The sequence below is a fragment of the Kocuria atrinae C3-8 genome (assembly GCF_000286355.1).
Lineage (GTDB): Bacteria > Actinomycetota > Actinomycetes > Actinomycetales > Micrococcaceae > Kocuria > Kocuria atrinae_A.
The window spans coordinates 16,159-32,740 of the sequence record NZ_AJXN01000054.1; the positions used below are offsets into that span (position 1 = coordinate 16,159).

General features: G+C 64.0%; 9 protein-coding genes and 4 pseudogenes. 6 read left to right on the plus strand and 7 right to left on the minus strand.

Translation table 11 applies throughout. From position 1 onward, the window contains the following. Positions 1-35: 35 nt before the first annotated feature. From YO9_RS0106880 to YO9_RS0106905, 5 genes and pseudogenes are all read right to left on the minus strand, one after another. A complete protein-coding gene (locus tag YO9_RS0106880) occupies positions 36-1,664 on the minus strand; it encodes an amidohydrolase (RefSeq protein WP_016996810.1) in 1,629 nt (542 codons plus the stop codon). A gap of 56 nt (positions 1,665-1,720) precedes the next feature. Then, complete coding sequence (locus tag YO9_RS0106885) at positions 1,721-3,355, minus strand: amidohydrolase (protein WP_223286232.1); 1,635 nt, start codon at positions 3,353-3,355, stop codon at positions 1,721-1,723. A gap of 199 nt (positions 3,356-3,554) precedes the next feature. Further along, complete coding sequence (locus YO9_RS0106890; protein WP_129700716.1) at positions 3,555-4,766, minus strand: aminotransferase-like domain-containing protein; 1,212 nt, start codon at positions 4,764-4,766, stop codon at positions 3,555-3,557. Between the two features lie 99 nt (positions 4,767-4,865). Continuing rightward, positions 4,866-6,509, minus strand: a pseudogene (locus tag YO9_RS21875) (thiamine pyrophosphate-binding protein). Positions 6,510-6,604: 95 nt separating this feature from the next. Further along, positions 6,605-8,281: an amidohydrolase gene (locus YO9_RS0106905; protein ID WP_016996813.1), complete on the minus strand. Its 1,677-nt coding sequence runs from the start codon at positions 8,279-8,281 to the stop codon at positions 6,605-6,607. A 444-nt stretch (positions 8,282-8,725) separates the two neighbouring features. On the opposite strand from YO9_RS0106905, the pseudogene YO9_RS0106910 reads away from it, so the two are divergent. The 4 genes and pseudogenes from YO9_RS0106910 (at position 8,726) to YO9_RS0106925 (ending at position 12,889) form a co-directional block, all read left to right on the plus strand. Then, positions 8,726-10,110 (plus strand): annotated as a pseudogene (locus YO9_RS0106910) (amino acid permease). 43 nt (positions 10,111-10,153) lie between these two features. Beyond that, positions 10,154-10,489, plus strand: a complete 336-nt coding sequence (locus tag YO9_RS0106915; RefSeq protein ID WP_031272826.1) for a rhodanese-like domain-containing protein — start codon at positions 10,154-10,156, stop codon at positions 10,487-10,489. Continuing rightward, a complete protein-coding gene (gene pheA / locus YO9_RS0106920) occupies positions 10,486-11,490 on the plus strand; it encodes a prephenate dehydratase (RefSeq protein ID WP_016996816.1) in 1,005 nt (334 codons plus the stop codon). The genes YO9_RS0106915 and pheA overlap by 4 nt, the downstream gene beginning before the upstream one ends. Before the next feature lie 4 nt (positions 11,491-11,494). Then, on the plus strand, positions 11,495-12,889 hold the full coding sequence (locus YO9_RS0106925; RefSeq protein WP_016996817.1) for a GntP family permease: 1,395 nt from the start codon (positions 11,495-11,497) through the stop codon (positions 12,887-12,889). Positions 12,890-13,094: 205 nt separating this feature from the next. On the opposite strand, the gene YO9_RS17375 is transcribed toward YO9_RS0106925, so the two are convergent. Both YO9_RS17375 and YO9_RS21465 read right to left on the minus strand, forming a co-directional pair. Beyond that, a complete protein-coding gene (locus YO9_RS17375; protein ID WP_223286234.1) occupies positions 13,095-13,736 on the minus strand; it encodes a diacylglycerol/lipid kinase family protein in 642 nt (213 codons plus the stop codon). A 92-nt stretch (positions 13,737-13,828) separates the two neighbouring features. Beyond that, positions 13,829-14,086, minus strand: a pseudogene (locus YO9_RS21465) (diacylglycerol/lipid kinase family protein); the annotation flags it as partial. A 127-nt stretch (positions 14,087-14,213) separates the two neighbouring features. On the opposite strand from YO9_RS21465, the pseudogene serS reads away from it, so the two are divergent. Both serS and YO9_RS0106940 read left to right on the plus strand, forming a co-directional pair. Continuing rightward, positions 14,214-15,517, plus strand: a pseudogene (gene serS / locus YO9_RS0106935) (serine--tRNA ligase). A gap of 81 nt (positions 15,518-15,598) precedes the next feature. Next, positions 15,599-16,510, plus strand: a complete 912-nt coding sequence (locus YO9_RS0106940; protein ID WP_016996821.1) for an HAD family hydrolase — start codon at positions 15,599-15,601, stop codon at positions 16,508-16,510. The last annotated feature ends 72 nt before the right edge of the window (positions 16,511-16,582 follow it).

Consider the following 16,582-nt stretch of genomic DNA (forward strand, 5'->3'; position numbering starts at 1 on the left):
TCGAGGTGGGGCGTTCGAGAACAACCGGAAGTGGTTCAGTCCTCGCGCTGGTAGCGGATCTGAGCCCCCACCACGGTGGACTCGACCACGGTGTCCTTGATCGCGCGATCGTCCTCCGCGAAGACGTCCCGGTCCACGACCACGAAGTCCGCGAGCATGCCCGGTGCCAGGCACCCCTTGAGGTTCTCCTCGTAGGAGGCGCGCGCCACGGCGTGGGTGTAGTAGTACACGGCCTCCGCACGGGGAAGGATTTCCTGTGGCTGCCAACCGTCCACGGCATCCCCGTCACGAGTCCGCGTGATGGCCGCGTGAATGCCCTGGAACGGATTGGGATCCTCCACGGGTGCATCCGAACCGAAGACGAGTTCCGCACCTGCCGCCCGCAGGCTGTTCCAGCCGTACGCGATCAGGTCGCGATCCTCCAGGAAATCGTTCATGGGGATGTCAGCCGTGCAGTGCATGGGCTGCATAGAGGCCGTGACACCCAGTTGACGGAATCGGGCGATGTCGCTGCGTTTGATGTACTGCGCGTGCTCGATGCGCTGGCGCAGGCCGAAGACCCGTGAAATGGCCTGATGAGTCTCGAACGCGTCGAGCACCTCGGTCGCGGCCTGGTCACCGATGGCGTGAACCGCGGTGGCAATGCCGGCGCTCGCCGCCAGGTGGATCCAATGATCCAATTCGTCCCGAGTAGTCACGGCCATCCCATGGTCCTGGGTGCCCGGCCACGGATCCGACATGTGGCAAGTGTGGGAGCCCAGAGCGCCGTCCGCGAAGAGCTTGAGCGGACCCATTGAAATCCACTCATCGCCCGATGCGGTGCGAATACCGCGACTGATGAAATCGAGAATCTGTTCCTGCCGCAGCACCTTGTGCACGCGGATATCCAGCTCACCGCGTTCCCGCAGTTTCTGATAGGCAAAGAGGCAGTCCGCGCCGTCGATGTCGTGGATGGAGGTGATACCGCGCTTGAGCAGTTCTCGCTGGCCCACGGGCAGGTAATCGTCGATGTTGCCGGAGACATCCGACTGCATCAGGCCATCGCGGATGGGGATGCCCGCCGCTTCCCGGATGATGCCGGTGAGCTCACCGTGCTCGTCCCGCTCGTAGGTGCCGCCGTCCGGGTCCTTGACGTTGCGGTCCAAACCCAGAGTCTCCAGCGCCTTGGAGTTGAGCCACAGCGTGTGCCAGTCCAGGGAACCCAGGGCCATGGGGATGTCCGGGCAGATGCTATCCAGGCTGTGCTTGTCCGGGAACACCGGAACGTCCCAGCCGTTGGCGTTCCACTGTCCGCCGAAGATCCAGGTCTGGGACTCATCCTGCCGCGCCTTCTCCACGAACGGCTTCAGCAGGTCCAGGGCCTCCTGCAACGAGCCGCAGAAACGCATATCGGGTTCCGTGATGGAGCGTGAGTAAATGGCCGAATGAATGTGTCCGTCACCCATGCCCGGCAACACGTACTTACCCTCGAGGCTCGTGCGCTCCGTACCCAACGGAGCCATGTCCTTGAGCCTCCGATAGTCGCCCACGGCCACGATGCGGTCGTCCGAGGTGAGGATGGCATCCGGGTGAGGCATGTCGTGAGAGTGCCAGGTGGCCTGCGGAGTCCACCCCGTGGCCGGGTTCATGGCGTGGACTTTGGCGTTATGGAACAGGCGAAACATCCGTGGGACTCCTCGATGCGAACCGGTGCGGGGCGGACAAGGGCTGACCTCCGATCCTATCGAAGCAACCGGTGGACTGGCGCAGGCTCCTTGTCCCCTTTACCGTTCACGCTGATAACGGATCTGCGCACCCACCACGGTGGCTTCGACACGGTGTCCTTGACCGCTTGGGCGTCTTCCGCAAACACATCTCGGTCCACCGCGATGAAGTCCGCGAGCATGCCCGGTGCCAGGCACCCCTTGAGGTTCTCCTCATAGGAGGCGCGGGCTACCGCGTGGGTGTAGTAATAAAGTGCCTCCGGTAGACCGATGCTCTCCTCCGGTTGCCAGCGATTGGCGGGCTTCTCCGGTTCCGAACGACATACAGCGGCGTGAATCCCGAAGAACGGGTTGGGGTCCACCACCGGCCCGTCCGAGCCGAAAGCCATGGGGGTTCCCGCAGCACGCAGACTGTTCCACCCGTAGGCCACCATATCCCGGCCCTCCACAAAGTCGTTCATGGGGATCTCCTCGGGGCAGTGCAGGGGCTGCATGGAAGCGGTCACCCCTAATCGCTGGAACCTCAGGATGTCATCGCGTTTGATGTACTGAGCGTGCTCCACGCGCTGGCGCAGCCCGAAGACCTGGGCGATCGTTCGGTTGGCCTCGAACGAGTCCAAGACATCGGTGACGGCCTGGTCACCCACGGCGTGCACGGCGCTGGCAATGCCCGCCGCTGCCGCCTTATGGGTCCAATGGTCCAGCTCCTCACGGGAGATCACGGCCACCCCGTGGTCGTGGGTGCCGGGCCACGGCTCCGACATGTGTGCGGTGTGGGAACCCAGGGCGCCGTCCGTGAAGAGTTTGAGCGGGCCAATGGAAATCCACTCGTCGCCGGATCCCGTGCGAATGCCGCGGCTGATGAAGTCCAGGATCTGTTCCTGCCGGAGCACCTTGTGGATTCGGATGTCCAGCTCACCGCGCTCGCGGATCTTCTGGTACGCGTACAGACAGTCTGCCCCGTCGATGTCGTGGATCGAAGTGATGCCGCGCTTGAGCAGTTCACGCTGCCCGTGCGGGAGCATGTCGTCGATATGGCCCGAGACGTCCGACTGCATGAGACCGTCGCGTACCGGGATGGCTGCGGCCTCGCGCAGAATACCGGTCAGTTCACCGTGCTCGTCACGAACGTACGTTCCGCCGTTTGGGTTAGGCACGTCGCGGTCCAGGCCGAGTTCTTCGAGAGCCTTGGAATTGAGCCACAGGGTGTGCCAGTCCATGGACCCCAGCGCCACGGGGATGTCCGGGCTGACAGAATCCAGCGCCTTGCGATCCGGCACCACGGGCTTGTCCCAAATATGGACGTTCCACTGCCCACCGAAGATCCACGTGATGCTCTCATCCTCGCGAGCTTTCGCCACGTACGGCTTCAGCACGTCCAAGGCCTCTTCCAAGGACCGGCAATTGCGCATGTCCGGCTCGAACAGGGAGCGTGCGTAGATGGCGGAGTGAATGTGCGCATCGCCCAGCCCGGGCAGCACCGAACGGTTTTCCATGTCGGTGTGCTCGGTGCCCAGCGGGGCCAGATCCTTGAGTTCCTGATAATCACCCACCGCCACGATGCGGTCATGGGAGGTCAAAATGGCGTCCGGGTGGGGAGTGTCCGAGGCGTGCCAGGCGTTTTGCGGAGTCCAGCCGGCGGCCGGATTCATGGAGTGGATCTTTGTATTGTGGAACAGTCCGAACATTGTTGAACGCCTGCGGTTGCAATACCCGTGCCTCGCCTGGCCTAGGGGTTCTTGTGGACATTACAGAAGTCAGTGACCTGGGGATTTGCTAACAGAAATACGACGACGCCGCGCCCCGTTTCCGGGGTGCGGCGCCGTCGTCATGAGCGCTACGCGAGGGAAATCAGCCGCTGATGGCTTCCTTCAGTGCGGTGGCGAAGATCTCTGCACCCTTGCGGATGTCCTCCTCGGTGGGGTGGCAGAACGAGACGCGGGCCTCGTGCGTGCCACGGCCGTCCGTGTAGAACGCGGTGCCCGGTACGAACACCACACCGCGGTCGATGCAGGTCATGCACAGCTCGTAGGAGTCCACGGACTCGGGCAGGGTGATCCACGAGTAGAAACCGCCCTCGGGGCGGGTCCAGGTCACGCCCTCGGGCATGAACTCGTCGAAGACGTCCATCAGTGCCTGGGCGCGCTTACCGTACAGCTCGCGGTACTGGTTCAGCACAGCCTGCCAGTCGGTCTTCTCCAGGTACTCGGCGACCAATTCCTGGCCGAACACGGAGGGGTTCAGCACGGCGGCCTCTGCCTGCAGGCCAAGGATCTTGGACAGCGAGCTGGGCGCCAGCGTCCAACCCACGCGCAAACCGGGGGCAAACATCTTGGAGAAGGATCCCAGGTAAACCACGTTGTCGTCGTCGGCGCGCATGGCGCGGCCCACCTGGCCCTCGAAGCCCAGCAGACCGTAGGGGTTGTCCTCGGCGATCAGGATGTGGTTGGCGTCGCAGATCTCGCGCACGCGGTCACGGCGCTCCTGCGGCATCATGGTGCCGCCCGGGTTCTGGAAGCTCGGGATCGTGTACAGGAACTTGATGCGGCGACCCTGCGCCTTGAGCTCCTCCACGGTCTTCTCGAGTTCCTCGGGAATCAGGCCCTCGTGGTCAGCGCCAACGTGCACCACGTTGGCCTGGGCGCCGGTGAACACGGCCATGGCACCCGAATAGGACGGTGCTTCCGCCAGAATCACGTCTTCCGGATCGATCAGCACGCGGGTCAGGATGTCCAGACCGCACTGCGAACCGGTGGTGACAATGATGTCCTCTGGCTTGGCGTTCTCGATGCCCTCGAGCTTCATGAGTTCGATGATCTGGGCCTTGAGGTGATCCGTGCCGGTGGAAGCGCCGTACTGCATGACCTCCATGCCGCGGTTGCGCATCAGGTCCTCAGTGATGTCCGCCAGCGAATCCATGGGCAGGGAGCTGAGCTCCGGCATACCCGACGCGAAGGAAATCATGCCCGGCTTGGCGGACATTGCGAAAACCTTACGGACCTCGGAGGGCTTGGCGTTCCGTACTCCGGCGGCGCAGTCCTCAATAGTAAATTCTTGACTCATGCCAATACCTCCTCGAAATAATTCGATGCTCGGCTAGTGCCGACTGAAAACGGTGTGTGGCGGCGGAAATTCCGCCACCACACACCGAGCGGGCTGTTATTACATGCCCGGCATGACCTTGGAGCGGTCGACCACCACGTGCACCACGGCGGGGATGCGATCCTCCTGCGTGGCCTTCATGGCCTCGGAGATGACGCGCTCAATGTCGTCGTTGTTGTCCAAGCGGGCTCCGTACCCGCCGTACCCCTCGCCCAGCACGCCGAAGTCCGGGTTCGCCAGCTGCGTTCCGGAGATGCGGCCCGGGTAGTGGGCTTCCTGGTGGGAACGGATGGTGCCGAACTGGGAGTTGTCCATGACCAGGATCAGCGGGTGCGCCCCGAACTGCTTTGCCGTGGCCAGTTCCTGGCTGTTCATGAGGAACTCACCGTCGCCGGCGATCGAGAAGACAAAGCGATCCTTGTCCTCCAACGACAGCGCTACGGCGGCGGGAACCGAATAGCCCATGGTGCCGTTACGCACCGAGAACTGGGACGGGTAGAAGGAGTTCGGGAAGTAGCGGTGACCCCACGCGGTGTGGTTACCGGAACCGAACGTGATCTGGGTGTCCTCCGGCATGTGCTTGAGGACCTCTTCCATGACCAGGGTCATGTCAGCGGTGCCCTCCGCGTTGGTGCCGGTGTTGTCCGGGATCTGCGAGACCTTGCGGTGCGCTTCCACGGCGGGTTCGCGCCACGACGTCCAGTCCGGGTGCTCGCCCAGGTCCAGATCTGCACGGCCTGACCGAAGGCCACCGGGGAAGCCAGGATCTGACGAGTCACCGCGCCCGAGTGCTGGCGCAAGGAAGCGTCGATGTTGACGATCCAGTTGACGTCATCGGGGTTCTGGCGAACGGTGAAGCTCTCCGTCGGAACGTCGGAGAGGGTGCCGCCCACGAGGAGCAGCAGATCGGCGTCCTTGAGGACAGCCAAGGACTCCTCGGTGCGACCATAACCCACCTCGCCCGCGTTGACGGAAGAGTTGCCGGGGATACGGTCAGCGGCGCGCCAATCGGTAATGACCGGAATGCCGTTCTTCTCGGCGAATGCGGTGACCTGCTTGGAGGCCTCCGCGGTCCAGCGGGGACCGCCGAGCAGCATTGCCGGACGCTCGGCCTTGGCGAAGGCCGCCTTGAGGTCGTTGATCTCCTCGTTGCTCACGGAACCCTCGGTCACGGGGATGCGCGGCACCACGGGGCGGTCCACCATTTCGGTGATGACGTCCTCGGGGAGACCGACCACCACGGGACCGGGGCGGCCGGAAGTAGCGGCAAAGAATGCCTCGGCCACGACCTCGGACGCGCGCTCGGCCTCGTCGAGGACGAACACGCGCTTGGTCTGGGTGCCGAACCACGCGTACGGGTCGAACTCCTGGAAGGCTTCCTTCATGCGGTGCTCGAACGGGATCAGGCCCACGAATAGCACCAGGGGAGTGGAGTCCTGCCATGCGAGGTGGACACCAACGAATGCGTTGGATGCACCGGGACCGCGGGTCACCATGCGACACCGGGCTCACCGGTGGCCTTGCCCACTGCCTCCGCCATGTACAGGGCGCGCCCTCCTGGCGGCACACCACGTTCTCGATACCCGAGTTGTAGAGGCCATCGAGTACGTCCAGGTAGCTCTCACCGGGCACGGAGAACACGCGTTCCACGCCGTGGCGCTTGAGCGACTCGACAATGAGATGGCCGGCTGACTGTTTGGTCATTAGTACCTCCTGGTTAGGCACCGGACTCGCCGGGAGCCGGAAGAATGGTCGTTAACTTGAATAAATGGTGACGCGCTGAATGATTTGTCGGGTGGTTACAGGTTTCCGTGCATAATTTCCCCACCCACAATCGTGGCCGTGACTTGCACGTCCTTGATGGTCTGCGGGTCGATGTCATAAATGTCATCGGAGAGCACCACGAAGTCCGCAAGTTTGCCCGCGCTCAAGGTGCCCTTGAAGTCGTCCTGGTGGGACGCGTACGCGCTGCCCACGGTGTAGGCGTTCACGGCCTGGTCCACGGTGATGCATTCTTCCGGAACGAACTGGGCGCCGGATGCCGTGCGGCGGTTGACCATGTCGTGAATGTTGTACAGCGGCGGGTACTCCACCACGGGTGCGTCCGTGGAGGCGGGGGCCACCATGCCCGCGTCGATGAGGGACTTCATGCGGTAGCACAGGCGGGTGCGCTTCTCGCCCAGCGCCTTGGCCATACCGTCGCCGAGCTCGTTCACGAACCGCCCCTGGGGCACGGGAACCACTCCGAGAGCCGCCGAACGGGCCACTTGCTCGTCGCTGGCGACACCGAAGTGCTCGATACGGTGGCGGGCGTCCTCGCGGGGGAATTCTTGCTGTGCCTTCTCGATGATGTCCAGCACCACGTCCACGGCGCCGTCGCCGATGGCGTGCACGGCAAGCTGCCAGCCGTTCTTGTGCGCCGCGATCAGGCGGCGTTCCAACCATTCCTGTGGGAACTGCAGGAAGCCGACGTTCTCCACGCCCTCTTCTGCATCAGCGGCGTAGCCCTCGGTCATGAACGCGGAACGGCCGATCAGAGAGCCGTCCGACAGTACCTTGACGGCGCCGATCTGGAACCAGTCGTCACCCATGCCGGAGCGGATTCCCAAGTCCAGACCGAAGGGCTGATCCTCATCCGGGAACTCATTGGCAACGTCCTTGCCGCTGGGATCGATGGGGTGCAGCGTGGTCAGATAAGGCATCACGGTGGCGCGCAAGCGCAGCCGACCCTGGTCCTTGGTCAGCTGGTAGGCGGCGATATCCGTGAAGGACTGACCGATGTTCGCGGGAGAGCCCAAACCCGGTTCGGTGATGGACGTGATGCCGGCGGCCAGAGCGGCGTCGCAGGCGGCTGCAATCTGATCGGCAACGTCCTCGGTGGTCTTGGCGGGCAGTACTTCCTGGACCAGGCCGCGGGCCGTCTCCGAGAGCAGGCCCTGCGCGGCGCCGTCCTCGTCGAGCGGGACCTCGCCACCCTCCGGAACCTCGAAGCCCTTGCGGCCGGGGTAACCGGCGATTTCGAAGGCCTTGCTGTTGACCACGGCCATGTGACGCGAGTTGTGCCACAGCCACACGGGATTGTCCGGGGCGACCTCGTCCAGGGCTACCGCGGTGGGATGCGCGCCGTCCAGATAATTCTGGTCGTAGCCCTGACCCAGGATCCATTCGCCGGGCTCGGCGTCTGCGGCGGCATCGCGCACGGCGCCGATCAGGTCGTCCACGGTGGAAATGGCGGACGGGCGCAGGTCCAGCTGAACCAGCGACTCGCCCAAGAAGCTCAGGTGGCAGTGAGCGTCGTTGAACCCGGGGACCACGGCGGCACCCTTGAGATCCACCACGCGCTCGAAGAGATCGGTGGGCAGCTCGTCGTCCAGGCTCACGACCTTCCCCTGGTGAACACCCAAACTGTGAGCCGTGGGGTGCTCAGGATCCTGGGTGTGAATGGTGCCGTTGGTGAAGATCACGTCGAGAGTCATGAAGTCTCTTACCGTCCTTTACTCGTGCGATCGATGGTGGAATCCACCAGAAGCGGCATCGTGACTAACCGTCTCACACCGGCCGATTGGTGGTCAGCGTGGACCGTTACATCGCCTCTCGTCAACAGCACGTGTCACTTGTCTGCCATTTATTGCTCTTCGCGGGCGCAATATGACGCATTTCGACTCACTCGGGCAAATGAACCGAAATGTTCGTTGCACGCCGATTTCAGAACTACCCTCAGTGAGCAACTACCGGCGGTGCGTGGTGGGGGTCCGTCTCGTGAGCATTACTGATTGACGCATCAGGTGGGTGGTTCACCCCACGAACAGGAGAATGTCATGCCATTCGACCCGAAAGAGCCCGCCACAGGGCCCATGCCCACGTACGAGGATCGGGGTGACGAGGGGTACAAGAAGTCCCTCGGTAACTTCCAGATCCAGATGATCGCCATTGGCGGCGCCATCGGTGTGGGCCTGTTCCTCGGAATCGGGCAACGTCTGGCCACCGCCGGGCCGGCCTGGTGCTGTCCTACCTGGTCGTCTCCGTGGTCGTCTACCTGCTCATGCGAGCACTGGGCGAAATGGTGATCTACCGGCCCACCACCGGCGCGTGGGTGTCTTACGCCCGAGAGTTCGTCTCCGACCGCTTCGCTTACATGACCGGTTGGATCTACGTGGTGCTGGCCGCAGTGGCCGGCGTGGGCGAGATTGCGGCGCTCGCCGTGTACGTGCAGTTCTGGTGGCCGGAGATCCCGGGCTGGATCCCGTCCCTGGTCGCGGCACTCGTGATAGTCAGCTGTAACCTGCTCAGCGTGAAGCTCTACGGCTTCATCGAGACCTGGGCCGCCATGATCAAGGTGCTGGCCATCCTGTTGTTCCTGATTGCGGGCATCATCCTGGTGGTTGCCGGTGACATCTTCAATGCCCCCACCGTGGCTTCTGTTTCCAACCTGTGGTCGGAGGGTTTCGCAACGAGTGGCGTCCTGGCCCTGGTGGTCGTGATGTCCGGTGTGGTCTTCTCGTACTCCGCCATTGAGATCGTGGGCGTCTCCGCTGGTGAAGCCAAGGACCCCGAGCGCTCCATGCCCCGCGCCATCAACTCCGTGGTACTGCGTATTGCACTGTTCTACATCGGCTCCATCCTGGTGCTGTCCATGCTGTTGCCCACCCAGCAGTACTCGGGCAACGAGTCACCGTTCGTGACCGCACTGGGCTCGCTGAACATCCCGGCGCTCGCGGGCATCATGAACTTCGTGGTGTTGACCGCCGCTATTTCTGGCGTGAATGCAACCCTCTACGCGTGCGTGCGTCTGCTTCGTAACCTCGCAGCCCACGGTCAGGCGCCCCGCGTCACGGCCACGGTGTCCAAGCGCGGTGTGCCCTCCGGTGCACTGATCTGCCTGCTCGGTTTCTACCTGTTGGGCATCATCCTGATTTACGCACTGGGTGCTGCTTCCGCATTCGAGGTCGTGTTGAGCGCATGCGCGGTGTTCATCCTGTTCGGCTGGATCTCGATCTTCGTCTCGCACATCGGCTACCGCCGCAAGGTAGCCCGTGGCGAAGCGCATGCCGTCAATTTCCGCATGCCCGGCGCTCCGGTCACCAACTACATCTGCTTGGCGTTCCTCATCATTGTGGCGCTGTACATCATGTTCGATTTCAGCAACCCGCACTGGTACTACAGCCTGATCGCCGGCGTGGTGATCGTGGTGGGCACCACCATTGGCTTCAGCGCGTCCAAGCGCAGTGTGGCCAAGAACGGTCTGCCTGATCTCGGCCCGTTCGCGTCGCACGAAGAAGAGCCCCTGGACCCGGTCCAGCGTTAAGGTGGAGGCGGATCAATTTTCCGCTTCTGAGTTCGGAGGAACCATGGACAACGTGAACAATCTGCCGTCCGCGTCCGTTGAGGACATTCCCCAGGGCGCACCCGTCCTGGACGTCCGCGAGCAGGACGAATGGGATGCCGGCCACATCGACGGCGCTCAGCACCTGCCGCTGTCCCAGCTGGCCGAGCGCACCGGCGAGGTTCCGGTGGATGAAGATGTCTACGTCATCTGCCGATCCGGCGGCCGCTCGCTGAAGGCCACCGCCTACCTCGCGCAGTACGGGTTCGATCCCGTGAACGTGCTGGGTGGCATGGGCGCGTGGGCGGATGCCGACAAGCCCCTGGTTTCCGAAAACGGCGAAACTCCCCGCGTCCTGTGAACGCGGCAGTTTCCGGCGTGGCCTCGGGTCCCTCTGCGGACGCGGGGCCACGCCCGCGTCGGATCGCTTTTCTGGGCCCGGAGGGCACCTTCACCGAGGCCGCTCTCATGCAGGTCCCCGGAGCCCGCGAATCCGAGCGGATTCCCATGGCTTCCGTTCCGTCAGCGCTCGCGGCCGTTCGTGAGGGTGCCGTGGATGCCGCGGTGGTCCCCATTGAGAACTCGGTCGAGGGTGGCGTGACGGCAACGCTGGACGACGTCGCCTCGGGCGCCGAGCTGCGCATCCTCCAGGAGATCCTGGTCCCGATTCAGTTCACCCTGGTGGCACCGGGGGAGTTGGCGTTGGATCAGATCCGCTCCATCTCCACGCACAGCCACGCCTGGGCACAGATTCGAGGTTGGGTCGAACAGAATATTCCAGGTGTGGAATATGTCCCGGCCCCGTCCACCGCTGCCTCAGCCGTGGCGTTTCTCGATGGCCACGGGGGCACCATCTCGGACGGGGTTCCCTACGACGCGGGCGTGTGTTCGCCCGTCGTCGTCGACCGACACCCGGAGCTCACCGTTGTCGCCGAGAACATCGGCGACAACAAGAACGCCGTCACGCGTTTCATCCTGGTGGCCAGGCCGGACGCAACCATGCCCCCGCCCACCGGCGCGGACAAGACCTCCGTGGTGATTCCGCTGTGGCAAGATCGTGCCGGCGCGCTCATGGAAATCCTTGAGCAGTTCGCCACTCGCGGGGTGAACCTGTCCCGCATTGAATCCCGGCCCACCGGAAGCCACCTGGGTGACTACTTCTTCAGTGTGGATGTCGATGGCCACATCCAGGACGACCGCGTGGCAGATGCGCTGATGGGCGTTCGGCGCATGTGTCCGCGCACCCGATTCCTGGGTTCCTACCCGCGAGCAGATCAGCGAGTCATCGAGGTTGCCAAGCAGCACTCGGATGCCGCATTTATTCAGGCCCGATCTTGGGTCGATCATTTGAGAGGACAATAGCCCCATGGAAATCGAAGGCTGGAGTCAAACCCTCACAGCGGGCCCCCTGCTGTTGATTGCAGCCGCGGCCATCGCCGTGTTGCTGGTGCTCATCATCAAGTTCCGCGTCCACGCGTTTCTTGCACTCATCATTATTTCCGCACTGACCGCTTTCGCCACCGGGATCCCTACCGGTGAGGTGGTCCCCGTACTGCTCAGCGGCTTCGGTAACACCCTGGCCAGCGTGGCCCTGCTGGTGGGCCTGGGCGCCATGCTCGGTCGTCTGCTGGAAACCTCCGGTGGCGCACAGGTGCTCGCGGACAAACTCATCGGTGTCTTCGGAGAGAAGCGGGCCCCGCTTGCACTGGGTGTCGCGTCGCTGCTGTTCGGCTTCCCGATCTTCTTCGACGCCGGCCTGGTCGTCATGCTCCCGGTCGTCTTCTCGGTGGCTCGCCGCCTGGGCGGAAGTGTGTTGACCTATGCGCTTCCGGCCGTGGGTGCGTTCTCCGTGATGCACGTGTTCGTGCCGCCGCACCCGGGCCCGGTGACTGCCGCAACGTTTTTCGACGCGAACGTCGGCTACATCATCCTGGTGGGCCTCGTCTGCGCCATCCCGGCCTGGTACCTCTCGTCCTACCTGTTCGGCAAGATCGCGGGCCGCAAGATCAACCTGCCCGTGCCCACCATTCTGGGCGAGGCCGAGAACGTGAAGAACCCGCCGTCGGTCGGCCTGGTCATCATGCTCCTGCTGTTGCCCATGCTGCTGATCTTCCTCAACACGGGCCTGGGCACGCTGGCTGAGTCCGGCGCGGTGAGCGAAGATACCGCTGGCCAGGGCTGGTTCGAGTTGCTGCGCGCGATTGGCGAGACTCCCATTGCCCTGACCATCACCTTGATCATTGCCGCGCTGACCATCGGCAAGGTCCGTGGCATGAGTGGCTCGGCCATCGAGAAGACCTTTGAATCGGCACTCGGCCCGGTCTGCTCGGTCATTCTGATCACCGGCGCCGGCGGCATGTTCGGCGGTGTGCTGCGTACCTCGGGTATCGGCGACGCCATGGAGAACGTACTCTCGGACCTCGGTATCCCCGTGATCCTGGCAGGCTTCATCATTGCCGCCGTGATGCGCGTGGCCCAAGGTTCGGCCACCGTTGCGCTGACCACCGCAGCCGGTCTGGTCGCACCCGCCGTGCTCGCCGGGGACTACAACGCAATGCAGTTGGCCGCCATGGTGGTGGCGGTGGCTGCCGGTTCCGTGGTGCTGTCCCACGTGAACGACTCCGGCTTCTGGCTGGTCGGTCGTTTCCTGGAAATGGACGTGAAGACCACGTTCAAGACCTGGACCGTTCTGGAAACCATCATTGGTGTGGTGGGCTTCGCGATTGCCGCGGCCATCTTCGGCCTGGCCGGGGCAGCCTAACCGCCGCATTCACAGACGACGACGCCGCCGCGTCCCGTTCTCTTCCGGCCCCGGGTCGGGTGAAAGAAGTGGGGATGCGGCGGCGTCGCTGTTGGTGCGTACTTCTGGTCGACGGTGCGACCCTGGTTTGCCGCGGACCGCAACGTGACCGACGGTGCGACCACGGATTGGCGATTCCTTGGCTCGACCGTCGATCAGAGGGCGTTCAGATCTTGTCCGGATCCGCGGCGTCGATGACCGGGGCCTCGGGCTCATCCAAGTCGGCCATGGAGGGCGCCACGCGCACACGCAGCGAGCCGGGAAACACCTCGGACTCGAAGGCCTTGATTTTGCCCAGGGAATCGCCGTCGATCTCGGACTCGGTGGCGTCCCAGAATTCCACACGCACGTGCTTGCCGCGGTGGAAGTCGATCACGGGCAGGTCGTGGGTGTGGCGGAAGAGCACCTTGGCGGCCATGCGGGCCCAGCCGAGCATGCTGCGGGGGCTCATGACCACGAGGTCCAGAACGCCGTCGTCCAATTTGGCGTCCGGAACCAGGACCATGCCGCCGGTGAGTTCGCCGCAGTTGCAGACCATCACGGAGCGGGCGCGGGCTGATTCCCATTCGCCGCCGTCCACCTGGAAACGGGCCCAACCGGGGCGGTTGAACAGGTGGCGCGCGCCGGCCTCGCCGTAAGCGACCCAGCCGACCATGTCCTTGAGGTCGTCCTTGGTGTCCGCCATGATTTGAGCGTCGAAACCGCCACCGCCCATGACCAGGAAGCGGTTCTCGTCCAGCGTGCCGTCTTCCCGCTCCACGTTGAAGGAGACCGTGTCGATGGACTTCTCGGAACCGAACAGGGCCACGTCCACGCAGTGGCGCGGGTCGGCCAGATTCGACCGAGGTTTCGGGCCAAGAGGTTGCCGGTGCCCAGGGGGACGAGCCCGAGAGGGGTTCCGGTTCCGGCGAGCGTCTCGGCAACGGCGCGCACGGTGCCGTCCCCGCCGGCCGCAAGCACTACGTCAGCGTCATCTTCCAGGGCACGCCGGGCCATGGAGTATCCGGGGTCATCTTCTTCGGTCAGGTAGAACTCGGGATCGGACCAGCCACCCTTGCGGCATGCCAGGATCACGGCATCGCGGGCTTCATCGGCTTGGAGCTTGATCGGGTTGAGGACCACAGCGACTCGCTGCGGAACCAGAGAATTGGTGCGCACGGCAGCCTTTCTCGGTAGGGAGAACTGTCACCTGCTTATTAGTTATAGTCTACGGTCGCCAACTTGGTGCGAGCCGCGTGCGGCAGTGGGTTCCGCGTCACGCCGCGGCGTTCGCTACCCTGGAACGGTGATCGATATCAATGAGCTGCGCGCCCACCCCGACCTGTTCCGTGCTTCCCAGAAGGCCCGCGAGGCCGACGAGAGCCTGGTCGATCGAATTCTCGACGCCGACGCCCAGCGCCGGAGCGCCATCACGGAGTTCGAGAACCTCCGCGCGGAGCAGAACGCGTTTGGCAAAAAGGTGGCCAAGGCCCAGGGCGAGGAGAAACAAGAACTGCTCGTCCAGGTCAAGCAGCTCGCTGCGGATGTGAAGGCCACGCAGGCCACCGCCGACGCCGCTCAGCAGACTCAGCAGGCCCTGCTCGCCCAGCTGCCCAATCTGGTGGAAGACGGGGTGCCTTCCGGGGGCGAAGACGACTTCACGGTCCTGCGCACCGAGGGCACCCCGCGTGACTTCGAGGCCGAGGGCTTCGAACCCAAGGATCACCTGGAGATCGCGGAACTCCTGGACGGAATCGACATGGAGCGCGGTGCCAAAGTGTCCGGCTCCCGGTTCTACTTCCTCAAGCGTGACATTGCCCGCCTGGAGAACGCGCTGTTGCTCGCGGCCCAGGACCTGGCCCTGGACAACGGCTTCATTCCCATGACCACGCCCAACCTGGTGCGCCCCGAGGTCATGAGCGGCACCGGTTTCGACGTGGAACACGATGACGAGATCTACCGCGTGGAGAAGGACGACCTGTACCTGGTCGGCACCTCCGAAGTGGCGCTGGCCGGCTACCACATGGACGAGATCCTGGATCTCTCCGACGGCCCGCTGCGTTACGCCGGGTGGTCCTCGTGCTACCGCCGCGAGGCAGGATCGGGCGGCAAGGACACCCGCGGCATCATCCGCGTGCACCAGTTCAACAAACTGGAGATGTTCGTCTACTGCACGCTCGATCAAGCTGCTGCCGAGCACGCGCGACTGCTGGCCTGGGAAGAGCAGATGCTGCAGGCGTGCGGCCTGAGCTACCGCGTGATCGACACCGCCGCCGGTGACCTGGGAACCTCTGCCGCTCGCAAGTTCGACTGCGAAGCCTGGGTTCCCACGCAGGGTGCTACCGCGAGCTGACCTCGACCTCTAACTGCACCACCTACCAGGCGCGCCGCCTGAACATCCGTGAGCGCCTGCCGGAAACCACGGGCCCTGACGGCAAGCCCAAGAAGGCGGGCACGCGCGCCGTCGCCACCCTGAACGGCACATTGGCGACCACTCGCTGGCTCGTGGCCATCCTCGAGACCCACCAGCAGCAGGACGGTTCCGTGGTGATCCCCGAGATCTTGCGCCCCTACATGCGCGGCCAGGAAGTGATGCTCCCGGTGAACTGATGCACCGGGGAGTTCATGCGCCGGTAACCGTGTGGTCTGCGTCGTGTCACCGACAGCTGGTGGTGTGACACCATGACTGTTATGACTGAAACACAGGCTGGCATCGATGACCGGCAGCAAGAACAACTGAAATCAGCGGCGGACACGCTTCCCCCCACCAAGGTTCAGCCCGTTCGCACGGGCTCGTGGACCAAGGAGGAGGGCGTCAAGTACCTCGTGGCCCTGGATGTCGACGGCACCCTGGTCGACCACGACGGCAAAATGTCTCGCGCCGTGAAAGACACCGCCCGCGCGGTGGTCGCAGCGGGTCACCACGTGGTGATCTCGACCGGCCGCTCCATGGGCGCAACCCTTCCCGTGATCCGCCAGGTACACATGGAGTCCGGCTTTGCCGTGTGCTCCAACGGCGGCATCACTCTGCGACTGGACCCCGAGCTGGAGGACCACTACGAAGTGGTGGACCGCGTCAGCTTTGACCCGTCGTCCGCTCTGGAAGCACTGGCGGACAAACTGCCCGCCGCCAAATTCGCCCTCGAAACCGCGGACGGCACGTTCTACTCGACCGAACGGTTCCAGGATTCGTCCTTCGGGATCGAAGCGATCGGCGTGGACCTCAAGACCCTGTCCGAGACTCCCGCGGTTCGCCTGGTGGTTTACAGCGCCAACGACACCCCGGAAGAGTTCGCCAAGGTCATTGACGAGGCCGGACTGCACGGAGTGACCTACTCCGTGGGCTGGTCCTCGTGGCTGGACGTGGCGGCCAACGGCGTGTCCAAGGCGAGCGCGCTGGAGCAGATCCGGCGCCAGCTGGGCGTGGACCCGGCCCACACGATTGCGATGGGCGACGGCCGCAACGACATCGAGATGCTCGACTGGGCAGCTCGTGGTATTGCCATGGGTCAGGCTCCGGGCGAAGTGGCCGAGGTGTGCCACGAGGTGACCACCACGGTCTACGAGGACGGCGCCGCACGCATCCTGCAGACGCTGCTCTAGATTCGGACACCGCGCCGGGTCGCCGCGCTCAACCGCGTGAAACCCTTGTGCGAACTGCGATACTGAGAACGT

Excerpts from the sequence above, each read along its gene's own strand:
- YO9_RS0106915 (WP_031272826.1), top strand. The coding sequence starts at position 10,154 with ATGGACAACGTGAACAATCTGCCGTCCGCGTCCGTTGAGGACATTCCC.
- YO9_RS0106885 (WP_223286232.1), bottom strand. The coding sequence starts at position 3,355 with ATGAATCCGGCCGCCGGCTGGACTCCGCAAAACGCCTGGCACGCCTCG.
- YO9_RS0106940 (WP_016996821.1), top strand. The coding sequence starts at position 15,599 with ATGACTGAAACACAGGCTGGCATCGATGACCGGCAGCAAGAACAACTG.
- YO9_RS0106905 (WP_016996813.1), bottom strand. The coding sequence starts at position 8,281 with ATGACTCTCGACGTGATCTTCACCAACGGCACCATTCACACCCAGGAT.
- YO9_RS0106880 (WP_016996810.1), bottom strand. The coding sequence starts at position 1,664 with ATGTTTCGCCTGTTCCATAACGCCAAAGTCCACGCCATGAACCCGGCC.
- YO9_RS0106890 (WP_129700716.1), bottom strand. The coding sequence starts at position 4,766 with ATGAGTCAAGAATTTACTATTGAGGACTGCGCCGCCGGAGTACGGAAC.
- YO9_RS0106925 (WP_016996817.1), top strand. The coding sequence starts at position 11,495 with ATGGAAATCGAAGGCTGGAGTCAAACCCTCACAGCGGGCCCCCTGCTG.